The sequence below is a fragment of the Bradyrhizobium mercantei genome (assembly GCF_001982635.1).
In the GTDB taxonomy this organism is placed as follows: Bacteria; Pseudomonadota; Alphaproteobacteria; order Rhizobiales; family Xanthobacteraceae; genus Bradyrhizobium; species Bradyrhizobium mercantei.
Window position 1 is genome coordinate 354019 of sequence record NZ_MKFI01000008.1, and the last position, 20207, is coordinate 374225.

A 20207-nucleotide genomic window follows, 5' to 3' on the forward strand; every position below is an offset into this window, starting at 1 on the left:
ACACGGAGGGAGCATCCAATGCAGAACCCCGGTTTGTCCGCCGATCCCGCGCACCCGCTCGACGGGCTGCGCGCCGCCGGGCCGATCACGGAGGCGCGAGCGCAGGCGCTTGTCATGGAGCATTACGGCCTGTCGGCCGAGATCCGCCGGCTCGACAGCGAGCGGGACCAGAATTTCCGGCTGCGCACGCGCGATGGACGCGAATACGTCCTCAAGATCGCCAATCCCGCCGAGGAGCGCGCCGTCACCAATCTGCAGACCGAGGCACTGCGCCACGCCGTGGTCCGTGATCCGCTGCTGCCGATTCCGCGCGTCGTTCCCGCACGAGACGGTGCGGTCGAGCTCGACATCGGCTTCGACGACGGCTCGCGCAGGGTCGTGCGGCTGCTGTCATTCCTGGTGGGAACGCCGATGCATCAGGCGCCGCCGTCGGCCGCGCTGCGCCGCGATGTCGGCCGTTGCGCGGCGCGGCTCGCATTGGCGCTGCGCGATTTCGTTCATCCCGGCGCAAACCACAAATTGCTCTGGGACATCCAGCATGCCGCCGAGCTGCGGCCACTGCTCGACGCGGTCCCCGCCGCCCAGCGAGAAATGGTCGAGCACGTCCTCGACCATTTCGAGGCCAACGCCATGCCGGTGCTGGCGCAGCTTCCCAAGCAACCGCTGCACAACGATCTCAATCCGCACAACATCGTCGTCGATGCGGCCTCACAGGCCCGCGTCTGCGGGATCATCGATTTCGGCGACCTGACCGCGACGGCGCGCATCAACGACCTGGCGATCGCCGCGGCCTATCAGGTGACCGACAGCGACGACCCGCTGGCGCCGGCGCTCGAGCTGGTCGCCGCCTATCACGCGGTCTCGCCGCTCGAGGCGCGCGAGCGCGCCATCCTGTTCGACCTGATCGCGACCCGCATGGTCATGACGATCGTGATCAGCAGTATCCGGGCCGCTCGCTATCCGGAGAACAGCGCGTATATTCTGCGCAACAACAAGCAGGCGTCGGCCCGGCTCGCCAGGATCGCGACGCTGACGCGAACGCGGGCCGCAGAGCAGATCGAACACGCCTGCCAGGGGGAGTGATACGATGTCCGCGGAAACCCAGACGCAAGAGCTGATCGCGCGCCGCAATCGCCTGCTCGGGCCTGCCTACCGCTTGTTCTACGAGCAGCCGGTGCATGTCGTGCGCGGCGAAGGCGTCTGGCTATACGACGCCGCAGGCAACCGGTATCTCGACGCCTACAACAACGTGGCCTGCGTCGGCCACTGCCATCCGCACGTGATCGAGGCGATCGCGCGGCAGGCCGCGGTGCTGAACACCCATACCCGCTACCTGCACGAGACGATCCTCGACTACGCCGAGCGGCTGCTCGCGAGGTTCCCGACCGAGCTCGGCAACGTGATGTTCACCTGCACCGGCAGCGAGGCCAACGATCTCGCGCTCCGCGTCGCCCGCACCTGCACCGGCGGAACCGGCGTCGTCGTCACACGGAATGCCTACCATGGCGTCACCGGCGCGCTGGCCGAACTGTCGCCGTCGCTCGGCCTGCCCGAGCCGACCGCACCGCATGTCCGGCTGGTTTCAGCGCCGCAATCCGCCGGCGATGAAACGGGGGAGATCTTTGCAAGCCACATTCGTGCCGCGTTCGAGGATATGGCAGGCAGCGGCATTCGCCCCGCCGCGCTGCTGGTCGACACCATCTTCTCCAGCGACGGCGTGTTCGCCGATCCGCCGGGCTTCCTGCGGCCCGCGCTGGAGGCCGCGCACGCGGCCGGGGCGCTGTTCATCGCCGACGAGGTGCAGCCCGGCTTTGGCCGCTGCGGCGAGGGCCTGTGGGGCTTTGCCCGCCACGGCATCGTTCCCGACATGGTCACGATGGGCAAGCCGATGGGCAACGGCCACCCGATCGCGGCGATGGCGGCGAGACCGGAGTTGCTCAGGGAGTTCGGCGCGCGCTCGCGCTATTTCAACACTTTTGGCGGCAATCCGGTGTCCGCAGCCGCCGGCATGGCGGTGCTCGACGTGATCGAACGGGAAAACCTGATCGAGAACGCCGGGCGAACCGGGACTGATTTGCGCGAGCGGCTCGAAGCGCTGCGCGCCAGGCATGAGCTGGTGGCGGAGGTGCGCGGCGCCGGTCTCTTCATCGGTGTCGAGCTCCGCCGCGGCAACGCGCCCGCTGGAGCTGAGACTGCGAAATTGGTCAATGCGATGCGCGGACGAGGTGTCCTGATCAGCGCCGCCGGGCCCGGTGCCAACGTGCTGAAGATTCGTCCGCCGCTCGTCTTCCGCGAGGACCACAGCGATCTATTGGTCGAGGCGCTCGATCAGGCGCTGAAGGAGATCCCGATCGGCTGACGATCTCTCGCCGCCAGCACCATCCTAGATAGAACTCTCAAACGCGAGCCGCTGCGCCGGCGTCAAATGCAAGCCGTGCTTGGTGCGCCGGTCCAGGAAGTCGGCAGACCTTGTCGCCCACTCCTTCTCGCGCAGATACACCGCTTCGCGTTCATAGAAGTCGCCGCCGAAATGACGGCCCAGATCGACGGAGCTGCGGGCCGGGCCCAGCAGCTGACGTGCACGCGTCCCATAGAGACGGGCATAATGCTGGACGAGCCTTCGTGGCAGATCGGGATAGTCGCGCACGAGCCCAGTTAAGAACCCATCGAAGCTGCCGCCGATGTCGCCGCCCGGCAGCGGCCGATCCGCGGTCCAGGCGGGCGACAGCTTCGGAAACCACGGCGCGAGGCGCTGCATCGCCTGCTCCGCCAGCCGGCGGTAGGTCGTGATCTTGCCGCCGAAGATCGAGAGCAGCGGCGGCGCGCCCTCGGCGCCGTGAACCTCGAACACGTAGTCGCGCGTCACGGCCGACGGATTGTCGGCGTTGTCGTCGTAAAGCGGCCGGACTCCGGAGAAGGCATACACGATGTCGCCCGGTTGCGGCGGCGTCCGGAAATAGCGGCGCAGCACCTGCAAGAGATAATCGGCCTCGTCCTCGCCGATCGCGACATCCTCGGCGCGGCCCTGATAGGGAATGTCGGTGGTGCCGATCAGCGCGAGATCGTCCTCATAGGGATTGACGAAGATCACCCGGCGATCGCTGTTTTGCAGCAGATAGGCCTGCGGCCCGTCCCAGAATTTCGGCACCACGATGTGGCTGCCCTTGACCAGCCGGACGCTCTGGGCGGAATTCAGTCCCGCCACGCCCTGGATGACATCCTGCACCCACGGCCCGGCGGCGTTGACCAGCGCGCGCGACCGCACGATCTGCGCCGTGCCGTCGTTGCCCTGCATCTCGAGCAGCCAGAACTCGCCGTCGCGCCGTGCACGCACCGCCCGCGTGCGTGGCAGGATGCGGGCGCCATTCTGCGCGGCGTCGATCAGATTGAGGATCACCAGCCTGCTGTCATCGACCCAGCAGTCCGAATACTCAAAACCTTGCCGGAACTCCTGGCGCAGCGGCGCGCCCTCCGGGGCCCGCGACAGATCGAGACTGCGGCTCGCCGGCAGCTGTTTGCGGCCGCCGAGATGGTCGTAGAGCAAAAGCCCGGTGCGAACCAGCCAGGCCGGCCGCTGCTCCGGCGAATGCGGCAGCACGAAGCGCATCGGCCAGATGATGTGCGGCGCCGATGCCAGCAGCACCTCGCGCTCGATCAGCGCCTCCCGCACCAGGCGGAATTCGTAATATTCGAGATAGCGCAGCCCGCCATGGATCAGCTTGCCCGAGCGCGACGAGGTGCCCTCGGCGAAATCATCCTTCTCGCAGAGCAGCACCTTCAATCCACGGCCGGCAGCGTCGCGGGCGATGCCGGCGCCGTTGATGCCGCCACCAATGACCGCGATATCGACCAGTCCATGATCTCCGCCGGCGATCGGCGCAGCACCCGTCATCGCTTGCTGCTGCGCCGTTTCTCGGCGCGGCGCGGCGCCGCCTTTGCCGCCGCGCGCGCCTTAGCCGGCTTTGGTACCTGCAAGCCGTAGGTGGAGAACCCCTTGGCGGTGTCGGCAATCTCCTCGTCGGTCAGGATGACGCGCGAATCCAGCGCGAGCGCGAGGTAGTACTGCCGCGCGATGGTCTCGAGCTCGACCGCGAGCCACATCGCCTTGTCGAGATTGGCGCCGAGCGCGATCATGCCGTGATTGGCAAGCAGGCAACCATTACGGCCTTCGAGCGCGGCGATCGCGTGATCGGACAATTCCTTGGTGCCGTAGCGCGCATAGCCCGCGCAACGGATCTCGGTGCCGCCGAACGCCGCCATCATGTAATGGCACGCCGGGATCGGCTTGCGCGCGATCGCGAGCACCGTCGCATAGGTCGAGTGGGTGTGGACGATGGCGCCGACGTCGGGTCGGGCTCGCGTGATGTCGAGATGGAAGCGCCATTCGGTGGACGGCTGCAGCGGCCCCTCCCACGCGCCATAGTCGCCTTCGAGCGGCATCGAGGCAATCATCTCCGGCTTCATCGAATCGTAGGGGGTCGCCGACGGTGTGATCAGCATCCGGTCCTTGTAGCGGGCGGAGATGTTGCCTGATGTCCCCTGGTTGAGACCCGACGCATTCATCCATCGGCACTTGGCAATGATCGCCTCGCGCAATTGTCGTTCCTCACGGGTCATACGGACTGCCTTTCTTCTTCAGCACGGATTGCGTGGCGGCTCGCCGGCCAGGAAGCGGCGAACCTCTTCGGCCGCCTGCTCGGCAGCCACGGTGACGGTGCGCACGGAGGCGCCGGCGATATGCGGCGTCAACGTGACGTTGGGAAGTCGCAAGAGCGGCCAGTCCACCGGGACCGGCTCGACCGCGAAGGTGTCGAGCATCGCGCCGCCGAGATGCCCCGAGGCCAGCGCGTCATGCAGCGCCTCGTAATCGACCAGCGGGCCGCGCGCGGTATTGATCAGGAATGCGCCCTGCTTGATCCGCGCCAGCGCGTCGCGCCCGATGAAATGAGTGGTCTCGGGCGTCACCCGCGCGTGCAGCGTGATGACGTCGGCGCGGCCGAGCAATTCGCCGAGCGCGACGTGCTCGACGCCGTCGTTGCGGTCCTGGGCGCTGAGCTGGACATAGGGGTCGGCGACCAGAATCTTGCAGCCGAACGCCTTCAGCAGCTTGACGACACGGCTGCCGATCGCGCCATAGCCGACGATGCCGACCGTCATCTCGCCGAGCTCGCGCCCGGTGCGGTCGGCGCGATAGAGATCGCCGCGCCATTCCCCGCCGCGCAGCGCTTCATGGCCGCTGCGGATCAGGCGTGTCTCGGCGAGAATGGCGCCGATGGTGAACTCCGCCACCGCGCTCGCATTGCGGCCGGGCGTGTTGACCACCAGCACGCTATGGTCGCGCGCCGCCCGCATGTCGACGTTGACGGGCCCGCCCCGCGACACTGCGATGAACCTGAGCTTCGGCAGCCGCTCCAGCATCGATCGCGAGATCGGCGCCAGATGGGTGACGAGCAGCTCGGCGTCGCCGATAAAGTCGATGATCTCGTCCGGCTGCCCCATGAACTCCTTCAGGCCGTCGAGCTTCGAGCCGGCGTAACCGTGCTCCATCGGCTCGTCCGGCCAGGGCTGCTCCAGGGAGCGGATATCGACGCCATTACCGCAGGCGGCCCGGATATGCTCGGCGAACATCGAGGGCAGCATGAAGCGGTCGCCGATGATGGCGATGGACTTAGACATGGTCGCCTCCGGCGCGTAGCGCGGCGAGTTGCTTCCAGACCGGCCGCGACGCCAGCCTTGCATCGAGATAGGTCGGGAAGATGCTGGCGTAGCGCTTCGCCAGCGCGGCATCAGGCGATTGCGGGGCACTCAGATGCGGCGTAACCCACTGCTCGGCGCAGGCGCGCATGTCGGGATAGGCATCGATGGTCACGGCAGCGATCATCGCGACGCCCGCGGCGCCGGCCTCGGCGCGGCTACAGATGCGGACGTCGCAATCCAGTGCAGCGCCGAGGATGGCGCCGAGCGCGCGGCTCTTCGCCGCGCCGCCTGTGATCCTGACATCGCGCGGCAGCGACCCCATCGCGGCGTAGCAATCCCGCGCGGCAAAGGCCAGGCCCTCCATCACGCCGCGCATCAGATCGCCATAGCGGTGGCGTGAGCGCAGGCCGAAGAATTGCGCGCTGGCCTCATGCGCGACGAACGGACCACGCTCGCCGGCATCGGAGATGAAGGGGTGGAACAGCACCTCGCCGGGCCTGGCCCGCAGCACCTGATCGTCGAGCCGGCGGATCAGCTCGGCGCGTGTGCGCGTCACGCCTTCCGCCGCCAGCATGTCGCAGGCGAGATCGAGCATCCAGTCGATGTTCAGCGTGGCCGCCATGTTGGACTGCATCTGGGCATAGTGACCCGGCACCGGGAATGCCATGGTGTAGCCGGTCGCCTCGCGGTTCAGCGTCACCGCGTCCGCGCTCGCAACCAGCCGCATATGCATGCCGGTCGAGCCGATGATGGTGCAGCCGACGTCGGGCGACGGATCGTACAGCCCGGCCCCGAGCGCGTTGCAGATCACATCGACATAGCCGAGGCAGACCGGGACGCCTTCCGGCAGGCCGATCTCGATCGCCGCCGCCGCGGTGAGCGGATGCGTCGTGACCGCGCCGTCAACGACTGGCGGAAACAGGCGCGTCAGCTCGGCGATGCCGATCAGCCGCGCGGTCTCCGCATCGAAGCCGCGCTTGCGGAATTCGCCGCAGGAGAACGTGGCTTCCGACGGATCGGTGGCGCGCTCGCCGGTGAGCAGGAAATAGAGCCAGTCCTTGCAATGGAACGCCGTGGTCGCTCTGGCGATCGTCTCGGGCTGGTGCGCCTGCAGCCACGCCAGTTGCGGTCCCTGCTGGCAGGCATTGAGCCCGGAACCGGTGCGGTGATAGAGCGGCGCGTTGCGCTCGCTGGAGCGGATCTCCTCAACCAGCCGCCCGGCGCGGGAGTCCAGCCACAGCAGCGCCGGCGCGACCGGCCGGCCATCGTCATCGATCAGCCAGGTCCCGTCACCCTGCCCGGTCACCGCGATCGCCGCGATCCGTGCCGGCAAGTCGGGCACCGACTTCGCAAGCGCGCGAATCACCGCGACCGTATCGCTCCAGGTCCGCGCCATGTCCTGCTCGACATGGCCGCCGGCCAGGCTGCTATACGCATTCGGCTGCGAGACATCGGCAAGCTGCTCGCCGGCCAGCGTAAACGCCACCGCCTTGATCAGCGAGGTGCCGGCATCGATGCCGATGATGACGTCGCGGCTTGCGGACGCGGCCATGGTCAGGACACCTCCGCGTGGCGAATGCAGGTTCCGTCACCGCCGAAGATGTGCAAATGACGCGGCTCCAGCGCGAACGGAACGACGTCGCCCGGCCGCGCGGCGACGCGGCCCGGCGTCACCGCGATCAGCATGCGGCCGCCGCAATCGCCGGCGATGTGCGACTGGTCGCCGAGCCACTGATTGGAGACAACCTTGACCCTGACCTCCCCGGTCCCGACCGCGATCTTCTGCGGACGGATGCCGATCCGCACCTGCGGTGCGCCGGCGAGCGCCTTCGCTGCCTCACCGTCGAGCCCGGCGCCACCGATCTCGAAAGCCATGTCCGTTCCGACCGACAGGCGGAAACCGCCATCCGACCGCGTCACGCCGGCGTCGAGCAGGTTCATCGGCGGCTCGCCGATGAAGCTCGCGACGAACAGATTGGCGGGGCGGCCCTTCAGCTCCTTCTCGCTGGCGAATTGCTGCAACACGCCGCCTTCCATCACCGCGATGCGGTCGGCCAGTGCGCTGGCTTCGGTCTGGTCATGGGTAACGAAGATCGCGGTCATGCCGCGCTCGGCGAGCAGGCTCTTGATGCGGCCGCGCAGCACCGCGCGCAGCTGCGGTTCGAGCTGCCCCATCGGCTCGTCGAGCAGATAGAGATCGGCATCGCGCACTAGCGCCCGCGCCAGCGACACGCGCTGCTGCTGCCCACCGGAGATCGCGCGCGGATAGCTGTCGAGGATGTCCTCGATCTCGACCAGGCGGGCGATCTCGTCGACGCGGCGCGTCACCTCGGCGCGCGGCAGCTGGGCGGATTTCAGCGCGAATGCGATGTTCTCGCGGACCGTCAGCGGCGGATAGAGCGAGTAGCCCTCGAAGGCCATCGCGACCTTGCGCCGCGCCGGCGGCAGCTCGTGGATCCGCCGCCCGCCGAGCGCGATCGATCCGGCCGAGACGTCCTCGAAGCCTGCGATCATGCGCAAGGTCGAGGTCTTGCCGCAGCCCGACGATCCCAGCAGCGCGACGATCTCACCCTTCTCGACCGCCATGTCGAGCGCGCGCACCGCATGTACCGGCGGCTTGCCGCGGCTGCGGTAGACCTTGTCGATGCCTCGAAGCTCGAGCATGTCCATGACCATCCGCTCCTATGCCGCCTTGAGCCGGTGCGAGGACCCGATCCGCAGGCCGGTCGCGCGATCGAACAGCATCGCCGCATCGCTCGCGAAGCGGATGAAAACACTGTCGTCGGCCGCACCTTGCGGTGCATCCGGCGGCAACGCCGCGAGCCATTCCGTTCCGTCGGCGAGACGGAGCAGCAGCACGGCCTTCTCGTGCATCGGCGTGACCGCGAGGATCCGCGCCGGGATGGCATCGTCCGTAGCCACGGCCGAGACCGCGAGATCCTCCGGCCGGACGCCCAGCCACCATTGACCGGCAGGTGTCGCGCCATCGGCCGCACCGAGCCGTATTCTGGCGCCGGCGACCTCAGCCGACAGCATGCCGTGCTCGGCGACTGGAGATACCTCGGCAAGGTTGATGGTCGGATCGCCGAACAGCCGCGCGATCGCAACCGACGCGGGCTGCGCATAGATATCGGCTGGGGTTGCGACCTGGGCGAGCCGGCCGTCGATCAAGACCGCGATGCGGTCGGCGATCGCCATCGCCTCGCGATAGTCCTGGGTCACATAGAGCACGGCGGCGGTTCCGCGTCGCAGCAGGTTCGGCAGTTCGAGCCGCATCTCGTAGCGCAGCTTGGCATCGACATTGCGCAGGGGATCGTCGAGCAGCAGCACGTCCGGATTGCCGATCAGCGCCCGCGCCAGCGCGGTGCGCTGCTTCTGTCCGTTCGACAGCTCGCGCGGGGTGTGGCCGAGCACGTGCTCGATCTTGAGCAGCTTGCTGATCGCGGCAACCCGGCCCGCGACATCGCTGCTGCCGCCCTTGGCGCGCAGGCCGCTTGCGATGTTGTCGCGGGCGGTCATGTGCGGAAACAGGGCAAAGTTCTGGAACGCCATGCCGATGCCGCGCCGCTCGGGCGGAGCACCGACCACCGAGCGGCCGCCGACGGTGATGTCACCGTCGTCGGGTTCGAACATGCCCGCGATCATGCGCAGCAGCACGGTCTTGCCGCTGCCGGACGGTCCGAACACCGCCACGATCTCGCCGGGCTCGACCGCCAGCGACAATCCGTCGGCGGGCCGTGCCGCGCCGAATGCCTTGCTCACCGAATTGATCTCGAGACGCGCCATCGGATCAGCCTTTCACCGCGCCGAGCGACAGACCCTCGACCAGGTAGCGCTGCGCATAGAGCGCGAGCAACAGGGTCGGCGTCACCGACAGCACGATCGCCGCCGCGATCTGGCCGTACTGGATTCCCGATGCGGTGACGAAGGCGAGCGCGCCGACCGTCACCGGCTGCTTGTCGGCCGACGCCAGGATCAGGGCGAAGACGAAATTGTTCCAGCAGAAGATGAACGACAGCAGCCCCGCCGCGGCGATGCCGGGTCCTGCCAGCGGCACCGCGATCCGGGTGAAGGCCTCGCGCCAGGAATGTCCGGCCAGCCGATAGGCGTGCTCGATATCGGGGCTGATATCCTCGAAATAGCCGCGCACGATCCACAGGATCAACGGCAGCGCGATCAGCTGATAGACCCAGACGATACCGAAGTAAGTGTCGTTGAGCCCGAGCTCCTGGTAGTACAGCGACAGCGGCAGCAGCACGAGCAGCGGCGGCGCGAAGCGGAACGACAATAGCGTAAAGGCAATCGTCTCGCCGAGGCGGAACTTGAAGCGTGCAAAGGCATAGGCCGCCGGCACGCCGAGCAGCAGCGCCAGCAGCACCGCCGCGCTCGACAGTACGACGCTGTTGAACAGATTGCGCATGAAGGAGATCTGCAGATTGCCGGCCGCGGTGCGCAGCTGGCCGGAGATCAGCGCCTCGTAGTTCGCAAGCGTCGGCTCGAACAGGATCCGCGGCGGAATCCGCAAGATCTGCTCGTTGGTCTGGAACGACATCAGGAAGATCCAGACGATCGGAAACATGAAGAAGATCAGGATCAGCGTCAGCGCTACACCGCGGAAGATGCGACCGGCAAGGCTGGAATGTTCCATCGCGCCTCTCCCCGTCACGCGTGGCCGTGCGCACGCGCGCGCAACCGCAGCCAGTTCTTGATGAAGATGTTCGACAGGATGTTGGTGATCAGCCATAGGATCATCAGCAGCGCCGCCGACCTGCCGACATTGGTGTACTGGAAGAACTCCAGATAGGCCTGCACCTGGAACACCATCAGCCGGTCGCCCGGCCCGCCCTGCGTCATCGCATAGATGATGTCGAACTGCTGGATCGAATCGAGCAGCCGGAACAGCGAGGCCGTGATGATGTAGGGCGCCAGCATCGGCAGCGTGATCCGGAAGAACACGAAGCTCGCCGGCACGCCGTCGAGCGCCGCGGCCTCGAACGGCTGCCGCGGCAGCGAGCGCAGGCCTGCCAGCAGCAGGATCATGATGAAGGGCGTGTAGACCCAGACGTCGACCAGCACGACCGTGAACAGCGCGCTCGACGGATCGGAGGCCCATTTGAAATCGGTGACGCCGAACAGGCCTATGAAATAGGACAAGATGCCGAAGCTCGGATTGGTCATCAGCTTCCACATCAGCGCGGCGATCGCCGGTGCCGTCATCAGCGGCAGCAGCAGCATGATCGACACCGCATTGTGGAAGCGGGTCGGCCGGCGCAGCAGGAGCGCGATGCCGAGGCCGAGCAAGAGCTCGAGCACGACCGTCAGCGCAGTATAGGTGATCGAGATCCGGAACGTATTCCAGAACGCCGGATCAGTCAGGAAGTCGATGTAATTGCCCGCGCCGATGAAGCCGCGCAGATAGGGCAGGTTCAGCCGGTAGCGCTGCAGCGAGTAAACCGCCGCGGTCACGAACGGAACCAGGATCGCCACGCAGACGAGCAGCGCCGGCAGGCTGAGCAGATAGGGCAAGAGGCGCACGCGCGGCCTTGGTTTGGCCGGCGCTGCCTGCGCGTTCGTCTGGAGAAGTTGGACCATGCTCATGATGATAAGAGATCGCGTTGGGCTGGCAAACGCCGCCGGCTCGGACGGGACAAGGATCCGAGCCGGCGGATGGGTGCGGTGCGGGGGATCATGCACCGCACAGTTGGTCCGTCAGCCGAGACCGGCCTGCTTGAGCTGGCGGTTGATGCTGTCGGCGAGCTTGTCGAGCCCCTCGTCGACGCTGACCTCCTTGGCCACCATCTTCTGCAGCGAGGCGGCCCATTCGGTGGTCAGGTCGAAGAACAGCGGCTGCGCCGTGAAGTAGATCTTGGCGCCGGGCGACGACATGTCGTGCTGCTCGAGATAGCCGGGATATGACTTCGCGATGCGGTCGCGGAACTCGCTGTCCTTCCACACCGATGCGCGCACCGGATTGACGAAGTCCATCTTGCGCGCGCCGAACAGGTCGTGCTCGACCGACGCCGCCCACTGCATGAACAGCCAGGCTGCGTCCTTCTGCTTGGAGAAGCTCGACATCGCGAGCGACCAGATCCAGACGTTCGGGGTCGGCGCCTTGGCGGCCGGATTGGCGGCGAACGGCGCGTAGCCGAGATGCCCCTTCTCCTTGTTGTCGCCGCCGTTCATGAAATAGCCGAGGATGTCGGCGTCGAAGATCATGCCCGAGGCGCCGGCGCCGAGATCGGTGCCGACCTGGTACCAGGTGTAGGTCGACCAGTTCTTCGGGCCCGAGGCCTGGATCATCTTGACCCATTTGTCGTGGAATTCCTTCGAAGCCTTGGTGTTCATGGCGGCCTTCAGCTTGCCGCCCTCCATCACGAAATCCTTCTGGCCGAAGTTCGAATAGGCCGACAGGAAGCCGGGATGGATGGTCGCCCAGGAGCGCGAGCCGCGCACGCCGACGCCGTAGGGACCGCCGGCGTCCTTGGTGATCTTGGCCGCGACCTCGAGCATCTCGTCGAGGTTTTTCGGCGGCTTGACGCCGACCTTGTCGAAGACGTTACGGTTGTAGGTGATGTTGTTGAGCTCATAGCCCCACGGGATGCACCACTGCTTGGCCTTGCCCGAGCCGAGCTCGGAGCCGGCGACGCCGTCCCACGCGGTGGAGGCGCGCAAGCCAGGCAGCACGTCGTCCCAGGCGAAGGCCGGGTTGGTCTTGGCGGGATCCTTGATGTAGGTGTTGAGGTCCTCGATCCAGCCCGCCGGACCATAGGTCCAGGTCATGTAGGCGCCGGTCATGAAGGCGTCGTACTGGTCCGACTTCGACGACAGCGCCGCCGTCACCTTGTCGAAATAGACGTCCTCCGGGAAGATGTCGTAGGTGACGTTCATGCCGGTCAACGACTTGAACGCCTCGATGTCGCCGATCATCGCGTCGACATAGGGGTGCTTGTTCAGCAGCAGCTTGACGCTCTTGCCGCTCTGAGCCTTCCAGTTGAAGTCCGCGGCCATCGCTTTCGACAGCGAGGAGGCGAAGGCGGCATTTGCGGCGATGCCCGCAATGCCGAGCTTGGCGGCGCCGTCGAGGAGATCGCGGCGGCTGATGCGTTTGGCAGCGTAGGAGTCGAACAGATTCTTCTCGCGATCGAACATGTATTTCCTCTCCTTGTTGACGCTTGTTTTATGTGTCCTTCCGGGTCTTGCTTCTTGTCTTGCCGGATGTGGTCTCCGGCTTGTCGGTGGCGAGCGCCTTTGCGGTCGCTTCGTCGATGATGAGGCCGTGCAACACGCCGCTGCGCAGTACGCCGCGCAGCGCGGTCACCTTGGCCGGGCCGCCGGCAATGGCGACAATGCGATGCTTCCTGAGATCGGCCATGCTCATGGAGGTGGCGCGGGCCGAGAGATCGGTGTCGAGCACGGCTCCGTCGGCGCTGAAGAAATGCCCGAGCAGGTCGGCGCAGGCGCCGACGCGCTTCAGCTCGACGACCTCGTCAGGCTTGATCATGCCGCTCGACACCAGAAAGCCGTCGCGGCTGACCTGGCCGATGCCGACGAACAGCAGCGAGGCCTTGCGTGCCAGCGCGAACACGTCGGCAATGCCGAATTGCTGCATCAGCACGGCGCGGTCGGCGACCGAATTGGCGAACACCGGCACCGGCAACAGATAGGCCTCCGCGCCGGTGCGCTCGGCAAGCTTGTGAATCACGTCAAACGGGTTGGCGGCGAATTTCCGCGTCAGCCCGCCGAGCAGCGACACGAATTGCGCCTCGCGCGCCGGCGTCTGCGGCATCTGCTCGACGACGGCGGCGAGCGTGCGGCCGTGACCGACGCCGATCACCTTGTCCTGGCCGCGCTCGAGGATCTGGCGCAGGAAGCTCGCGCCTTCCAGCGCCAGCGCCTTCAGCGGCCAATCGCCCTCGCCGAGATCGGGCGCGACGCGGCAGAACGAGAGGCCGAAGCGCTGCGCGAGCTCGTTCTCCAGCGCGACACATTCGGCGACCGGTCCCTCGACGAACACGCGGATCATGCCCTCGCGGCTGGCGCGCGCGATCAGGCGATGGGCCTTGGTGCTCTGGATGTTGAGGCGGTCGGCGACCTCCGACTGCGTGAGCCCGGCCGCGAAATACAGCCATGCCGCGCGCGTCGCGAGCGACGCCTCGCCGTCGATCACCGGCAGCCTGTCGTGCGGGGGTGCCATGTCCGGAAAAGTCCGCTTGCAAATTTCTTCACGTCCTGCAAAAAATTGCAGAGGCCGGACGGGGCGTCAATCCCCCAAACGTGCTGCAGCGCAACCAACGTCGAAGCGCGGGCACAGAGAGCGGTGAAGTCGGATGGGAGGTTTGTATCTCGGCATCGATGTCGGAACCGGTGGAGTCCGCGCCTGTGCAATCGATCCGCAGGCCGGCATCCGCGGCTTCGCGTCCGTCGCACTGCCTGCGCCGCGCGTCAACGGCAACGCCATCGACCAAACGCCTGAGATCTGGTGGCAGGCCACGGTCGCTGCGATCGGCAAGCTCGGCGACACCGTCGATCTTGGCGACGTCACGCGCATCGTCGTCGACGGCACGTCGGGCACGCTGTTGCTGGTCGATGCGGCCGGCCGCCCCTGCTCGCCGGGGCTGATGTACAATGATGCACGCGCGACGCATGAGGCGACGCGCGTAGCGGCGGTCGCACCGCGCGAGAGCGGCGCGCATGGTGCGAGCAGCGCGCTCGCCAAGCTGCTCTATCTGCAGAACGATGGCTATATCGGCGATCCGCGCCACGCCGTGCACCAGGCCGACTGGATCGCGGGCCGGCTCGCCAACCATCACGGCATCAGCGACGAGAACAACGCGCTGAAGCTCGGCTACGACCCGGTCGCGCGCGCCTGGCCGTCCTGGCTGGATCGGCTCGACGTGCGCGATGATCTGCTTCCCGAGGTGCTGATGCCGGGAACGCCATTTTCCGAGATCGATCCGCAGATCGCGCGCTCGCTCGGACTGCCCGCCACAGCGCACATCGCGGCCGGCACCACCGACGGCGTGGCGGCCTTCATCGCGACCCGGGCCGACCAGCCGGGCGACGCCGTCACCTCGCTCGGCACCACGCTGGTAGTGAAGCAGCTTTCGACCCAGCCGATCTTCGCCGCGGATCAAGGCGTCTATTCGCACCGGCTTGGCGAGCGCTGGCTGGCCGGCGGCGCCTCGAACTCCGGCGGCGCGGCGCTGCTGCTGCATTTCACCGCCGACGAGATGGAGCGGCTGACGCCGCAGGTGACACCGGAGCAGCCGACCGGGCTCGACTACTACCCGCTGCCAAAACCCGGTGAACGCTTCCCGATCGCCGATCCCGAGCTCGCCGCGCGGATCACGCCGCGCCCGGCGGAAGATTGCCGCTTCTTCCAGGGCCTGCTCGAAGGCATCGCCTCGGTCGAAGCCCTCGCATACCGCCAGCTGGCACGGCTCGGCGCGCCGCGCCTGCGCCGCGTCATCGGCATCGGCGGCGGCGCGAAGAACGACGCATGGACCAGGATCCGGCACCGCGTGCTCGGCGTCCCCGTCTCGGTCGCCGAGCAGACCGAAGCAAGCTACGGCGCCGCGCTGCTCGCGCTGAACGGAGGTCCGCCATGAAGGCCGATGCGACCGCGATCGCCGGCCTTCACACCATCGCCGACCGCTTCGACCATGTGCTGCTCGACCAATGGGGCACGCTGCACGAGGGCATGGCGGTGTTTCCCGCGGCGCTGGAATGCGTGGCGCGGCTGCGCGAGGCCGGCAAGCGCATCCTGATCCTGTCCAATTCCGGCAAGCGCGCCGGCAGCAACCGGCGGCGCCTTGCCGCGCTCGGGCTGCCACCGGAGGCCTATGACGGCGTGCTGTCCTCGGGCGAGGTCACCTGGCGCGGCCTGCATGCACGCGAGCAGGCGCCCTTTGCCGAGCTCGGACGCGCCTGTTTCCTGATCTCGCGCGACGCCGACCGCTCGATCGTCGACGGCACCGACCTCGTGGTGGTGTCCAACATACGCGAGGCCGATTTCATCCTGCTCGGCGGGCTCGACGACGATGCGGCGGAGCCCGAGCATTGGCGTGTGCAACTGACGGCGGCCGCCGCACGGCACCTGCCGATGCTGTGCGCCAATCCGGATCTCGTGATGTTCGGCGTCGCAGGGCTGATCCCCGCGCCTGGCGCGCTCGCCGCGTTCTATCAATCGCTCGGCGGCACCGTGCTGTTCGTCGGCAAGCCGTATCCGCCGATGTTTGCCGCCGCGCGCGATCAATTGGGACATCCGCCACCGGAGCGGATCCTCGTCATCGGCGATTCCATCGATCACGATATCGCCGGCGGACGCAGTGCCGGCATGCTGACCCTGCTGATCGGCTCCGGCGCGCACCGCGCGACGCTTGCGCAGGCGAGCGATTTGCCGCGGGCGATCAAGACCGCGGCCGGCGCAGCGGCACGGATGCCGCACTGGACGATGGACCATCTGACCTGGTGAGAACAGCGCGATGCGACCGCCTCAAGCACTGAACGAACTGCGCCGCATGTCGGCGCGCGTCGGCAGGAATATCCTGCTAGTGCAGGGCGCCGGCGGCAATTCGTCGATCAAGGATGGCGACGCGCTGTGGGTGAAAGCGTCGGGCACCTGGCTCGCCGATGCCGAGGACAAGGAGATTTTCGTGCCGGTCGCACTGTCGGCCGCGCGCGCGGCGCTGACGCAAGGCGACGAGCGCGTGCCGCTCGCACCGAACGCCGGGACGACGCTGCGCGCCTCGATCGAGACCTCGCTGCATGCGCTGATGCCGCATCGGATCGTGCTGCATGTCCATTCCGTCAACACCATCGCATGGGCGGTGCGCACCGACGCCCGCGACGAATTTGCCCGGCGTCTGGACGGACTGGCCTGGCGCTACCTCGACTACCACCACCCGGGGCTGCCGCTGGCGCGCGCGGTCAGCGAGGCGATCGCACAGGATGGCGTCGACGTGCTGATCCTCGGCAATCATGGCCTGGTGGTCGGAGCCGCCACCTGTGACGCGGCGGAAGCTCTGGTCGCCGACGTCGAACAACGCCTCGCGCTGGAGCAGCGGAGCGCACCGGCTGCGGATCATGACGCGCTCCAGACAATCAGCGCCGGCACCAACTATCGCTTGCCGCGGGATCCACGCAGCCACGACATCGCCACCGACCGCTACAGCCGCGCGATCGCGACCAGCGGCTCGCTCTATCCTGATCACGTCGTGTTCCTTGGCCCGGGCCTGCCGGTCCTGGAGCATCGCGAGGACCTCGGCGCGATGATCGCACGAGCGGCTGCGAACGGTTTGCCGCCGCCGGTTGCCTTTCTCGTCCCTGATATCGGCAGCCTGATCCGCGCGGATGCGAGCGACGGCGCGGAAGCCATGCTGAGCTGTCTCGCACTGGTCACCTGCCGCCTGCCTCTGGCCGCGCGGATCCACTATCTGACCGCAGAGAATGAGCACGCATTGCTGAACTGGGACGCCGAGCGCTATCGCCAGCAGCTGACGGCCGATCGCTGATCCGGCACCCAACGTCTCCGTCAGGCTCAGGTCGTCGAACCAGGCGCCTGATTACAAGGGGCTGTGGCCGCGTCGGCCGCGCACATTCCCGCGGGTTATGGTCTCCTGAAAACTTGCAATTGGACGCTGGTTCGACCCGCGAGCTAATTCCACTGCGAAGCACGGCTCCAAATCCATGATGGCACCGAACCATCGCCGCATGCTTCGACAGGGAGAAAACACGTGTCATCTCACGCTCACGCGGAGACCAGCGAAGCCGCGCCGCGCTCGCTGGAGGCAACGCTGAAGGCGATCGGCGCTCCCCTCGCCCTTGCCGTCGCCGCCGCCATCTGGCTCAGCCCGACTCCGGACACGCTGTCCTTACAGGGACACAAGGCACTGGCGCTGTTTGGCGGCATCTTCGTGCTCTATCTGACCGAGGCGATCCCGTTGGCGATCGCCAGCCTGATGGTCGTGCCGCTCGCGGTGCTGACCGGAACAGCCCCGCTTCGAACCGCGCTCGACGGCTTTTCCGCTTCGCCCGTGTATCTGATCGTGGGTGCCTTCATCCTCGCGACCGCGATGGTGAAGACCCGGCTTGCCGAGCGCATCACCTACATCATTCTGGCGCGGTTCGGCAGCGGACCGACGCGGATCACGCTCGGCGTGACGCTGGTCAATATTGCGCTCGCCTTTCTCGTTCCGTCGTCTACGGCGCGTACGGCAATCCTGCTGCCGGAATGCCTCAGCATCCTGACGATCTTCGGAGCCCAGGCCCGCTCGCCATTCGCGATCAATCTGCTGCTGACGCTGACGATGACCAACGCGACGATCGGCGCCGGCGTGTTGACGGCAACGGTGCCGAATCCCGTGACCGTCGAGTTCGTCGCCAAGATGAGCGGCCACACCATCACCTATGCCGAATGGCTGCTCTACGGATTCCCGCCGGCACTGCTGATGACCATGTTCACCTGGTGGGTGATCCAGCGCGTGTTTCCGCCGGAGTTCAAGGCCGGCCATGACCAGGCCGATGCACGGATCTCGCAGAATCTCGCGGCGATGGGAGCGATGTCGTCGGCCGAATGGCGCGCGCTGGCGGTGTTCGTGCTGGTGACCTGCCTGTGGGCGACGCAGGGCCTGACCGGGCTCGACACCACGGTGGTCTGCCTGATGGGAGCCTGCCTGCTGTTCCTGCCGCGTTTCGGTGTGATCGACTGGAACGACGCCAACAAAGGCGTGTCCTGGCAGGTACTGCTGATCGCCGGCGGCGGCGTGTCGCTCGGCGATATCCTGCTCAAGACCGGCGCGGCCAACTGGCTGGCGAATTCGATTTTCCATGCGCTTGGCCTCGCCGGAGCATCGGCGCTCGTCGTCATCGTGGTCGTGATGTTCATCGTGCAGTTCATGCACGTGATGTTCGTCGGCACGACCGCGATGGCGACTGCGCTGTTGCCGATCATCCTGGCGATGGCAACGACCGCTGGCGTCAATCCGGTCGCACTGGCGCTGCCGGCCGGCATGATCATCGGCGGTTACCCGCTTTTGATGTTCTACAACACGCTGCCGAACATCCTCGTCTACGGCACCGGCCGGCTCCGCGTCGAGGACTTCCCGCGCGTCGGCGTCATCGTCTGCATCGCCGCCTGCCTGCTCTATGCCCTGTGCGCCGCGACCTGGTGGCACTGGCTCGGGCTGGTCTGATCAATCAAGCATCATCCGGAGAACACCTATGACACTGCCCCTCGCCGGCATTCGCATCCTCGATCTCTCGAACGTGCTTGCCGGGCCGTTCTGCGGCTATCAGCTCGCCCGCCTCGGCGCCGAGGTCGTCAAGGTCGAGAATCCCAAGGGCGGCGATCTCGCGCGCCGGCTCGGCGCCGATCCGGCAATGGCGAAGAACCTGATGGGCCTGTCGTTCGTCGCTGTGAACGCGGACAAGCAGTCCGTCGCGATCGATTTCAAGGCCGATGAAGGCAAGGAGATCTTCCTCCGCCTCGTCGAGACGGCCGACGTCGTGCTGGAGAACTTCCGGCCGAAGGTCATGGAACGGCTCGGGCTCGGTTATGAGGTGCTCGCCAAACGCAACCCGCGGATCATCTATTGCGCCATCTCGGGCTTCGGACAGGACGGCCCGTGGGCCGGACGCCCCGCCTACGATCAGATCGTTCAAGGGCTTTCCGGCGTCATGAGCGTCACGGGCGATGCCGAGACCGCGCCGCTGCGCACCGGTTTTCCGATCGCCGACACGATCGCGGGCCTCACCGCATCCTTTGCGATCACGGCCGCGCTCGTCGAGCAGCGGCAGACCGGGCGCGGGCGGCAGATCGATGTCTCACTGCTCGAATCGACTTTGGCAGCGATGGGCTGGGTGGTCTCCAACCACCTCAACGGCAATGTCGATCCGCAGCCGATCGGCAACGAGAATTTCACGGCGGCCCCCTCCGGCACGTTCGCAACAGGCTGCGGACCGCTCAACATCGCGGCCAACGAACAGAAGCAGTTCGAAGCGTTGTGCGACATCGTCGGAAAGCCGGAGCTGAAGACCGATCCGCTGTTTCGCGAGCGGCAGTCCCGCAAGGACTATCGCGTCGCCTTGAAGCGCGAGCTCGAGGCCGCTCTCGCCGCCAAATCCGCGGCCGAATGGGAGACGTTGTTCAACGCCAAGGGCGTGCCGGCAGGATGCGTGCTGAGTGTGCCGCAGGTACTGAACGAAGCGCAGATCGTCGGCCGCAAATTCGTCGAAAGCCTGAAGGCTGAGGTCTCGGGCGGCCAGACGATGCGCGTCACCCGCCCGGGCTTCCGGCTCGAGACCGACTATCCGGAACCATCGCCGCCACCCAGCCTCGGACAACACACCGAGAAATGGCTCGGACAGCTCGGCTTCACGCACGCCGAGATCGAGGATCTTGGCCAGCGCGGCGTCGTCGCCTTCGACAACCGGCCAACGGCGCGGGAGAGCGTCCGGATGCCGGACCTGAAGACGCGCGCCGAAACTTCAAGCAGTTGAGAAGAAATCGA

General features: G+C 66.8%; 17 protein-coding genes. 7 read left to right on the forward strand and 10 right to left on the reverse strand.

From position 1 onward, the window contains the following. The first annotated feature begins 18 nt into the window (after positions 1-18). On the forward strand, positions 19-1083 hold the full coding sequence (locus tag BI327_RS34450) for a phosphotransferase (protein ID WP_076865809.1): 1065 nt from the start codon (positions 19-21) through the stop codon (positions 1081-1083). Between the two features lie 4 nt (positions 1084-1087). Further along, the gene (locus BI327_RS34455) at positions 1088-2359 is read left to right on the forward strand and encodes an aspartate aminotransferase family protein (protein WP_076865810.1); all 1272 of its coding nucleotides are present in this window, start codon (positions 1088-1090) and stop codon (positions 2357-2359) included. A 24-nt stretch (positions 2360-2383) separates the two neighbouring features. Here the strand turns inward: BI327_RS34455 and BI327_RS34460 are convergent, their stop codons facing one another. The 10 genes from BI327_RS34460 to BI327_RS34505 all read right to left on the reverse strand — a co-directional run bounded on the left by BI327_RS34460 (position 2384) and on the right by BI327_RS34505 (position 13891). Then, positions 2384-3892, reverse strand: coding sequence for a glycerol-3-phosphate dehydrogenase (locus BI327_RS34460; protein WP_076865811.1), 1509 nt, complete (start codon positions 3890-3892; stop codon positions 2384-2386). After that, positions 3889-4617, reverse strand: a complete 729-nt coding sequence (locus BI327_RS34465; protein WP_076865812.1) for a class II aldolase/adducin family protein — start codon at positions 4615-4617, stop codon at positions 3889-3891. Before BI327_RS34465 ends, BI327_RS34460 begins: the two co-directional genes overlap by 4 nt. 18 nt (positions 4618-4635) lie before the next feature. Continuing rightward, a complete protein-coding gene (locus BI327_RS34470) occupies positions 4636-5676 on the reverse strand; it encodes a 2-hydroxyacid dehydrogenase (protein WP_076865908.1) in 1041 nt (346 codons plus the stop codon). Further along, entirely contained in the window at positions 5669-7249 is a 1581-nt protein-coding gene (locus BI327_RS34475) for an FGGY-family carbohydrate kinase (RefSeq protein ID WP_076865813.1), read from the reverse strand. The genes BI327_RS34470 and BI327_RS34475 overlap by 8 nt, the downstream gene beginning before the upstream one ends. 2 nt (positions 7250-7251) lie before the next feature. Then, the gene (locus BI327_RS34480; protein ID WP_394329905.1) at positions 7252-8367 is read right to left on the reverse strand and encodes an ABC transporter ATP-binding protein; all 1116 of its coding nucleotides are present in this window, start codon (positions 8365-8367) and stop codon (positions 7252-7254) included. 12 nt (positions 8368-8379) lie between these two features. Further along, positions 8380-9483: an ABC transporter ATP-binding protein gene (locus tag BI327_RS34485; protein WP_076865814.1), complete on the reverse strand. Its 1104-nt coding sequence runs from the start codon at positions 9481-9483 to the stop codon at positions 8380-8382. 4 nt (positions 9484-9487) lie between these two features. Continuing rightward, a complete protein-coding gene (locus BI327_RS34490; protein ID WP_028341199.1) occupies positions 9488-10345 on the reverse strand; it encodes a carbohydrate ABC transporter permease in 858 nt (285 codons plus the stop codon). A 14-nt stretch (positions 10346-10359) separates the two neighbouring features. Continuing rightward, on the reverse strand, positions 10360-11289 hold the full coding sequence (locus BI327_RS34495; protein ID WP_174683070.1) for a carbohydrate ABC transporter permease: 930 nt from the start codon (positions 11287-11289) through the stop codon (positions 10360-10362). A 117-nt stretch (positions 11290-11406) separates the two neighbouring features. After that, positions 11407-12846, reverse strand: coding sequence for an extracellular solute-binding protein (locus BI327_RS34500; RefSeq protein ID WP_076865816.1), 1440 nt, complete (start codon positions 12844-12846; stop codon positions 11407-11409). A 28-nt stretch (positions 12847-12874) separates the two neighbouring features. Then, positions 12875-13891 carry a sugar-binding transcriptional regulator gene (locus tag BI327_RS34505; RefSeq protein ID WP_076865817.1) on the reverse strand — a complete coding sequence of 339 codons (1017 nt, stop codon included), beginning with the start codon at positions 13889-13891 and terminating at the stop codon, positions 12875-12877. Between the two features lie 133 nt (positions 13892-14024). Here BI327_RS34505 and BI327_RS34510 point away from each other — a divergent pair, with 133 nt between their 5' ends. The 5 genes from BI327_RS34510 to BI327_RS34530 all read left to right on the forward strand — a co-directional run bounded on the left by BI327_RS34510 (position 14025) and on the right by BI327_RS34530 (position 20196). After that, entirely contained in the window at positions 14025-15305 is a 1281-nt protein-coding gene (locus tag BI327_RS34510) for an FGGY-family carbohydrate kinase (protein ID WP_076865818.1), read from the forward strand. Next, the gene (locus BI327_RS34515; RefSeq protein ID WP_076865819.1) at positions 15302-16171 is read left to right on the forward strand and encodes a TIGR01459 family HAD-type hydrolase; all 870 of its coding nucleotides are present in this window, start codon (positions 15302-15304) and stop codon (positions 16169-16171) included. Before BI327_RS34510 ends, BI327_RS34515 begins: the two co-directional genes overlap by 4 nt. Before the next feature lie 10 nt (positions 16172-16181). Then, positions 16182-17210 (forward strand): class II aldolase/adducin family protein, encoded by a 1029-nt coding sequence (locus BI327_RS34520; RefSeq protein ID WP_076865820.1) that lies wholly within the window; start codon positions 16182-16184, stop codon positions 17208-17210. A gap of 222 nt (positions 17211-17432) precedes the next feature. Further along, on the forward strand, positions 17433-18890 hold the full coding sequence (locus BI327_RS34525) for an SLC13 family permease (RefSeq protein WP_076865821.1): 1458 nt from the start codon (positions 17433-17435) through the stop codon (positions 18888-18890). 28 nt (positions 18891-18918) lie between these two features. Next, entirely contained in the window at positions 18919-20196 is a 1278-nt protein-coding gene (locus BI327_RS34530) for a CaiB/BaiF CoA transferase family protein (protein ID WP_076865822.1), read from the forward strand. Positions 20197-20207 lie beyond the last annotated feature (11 nt).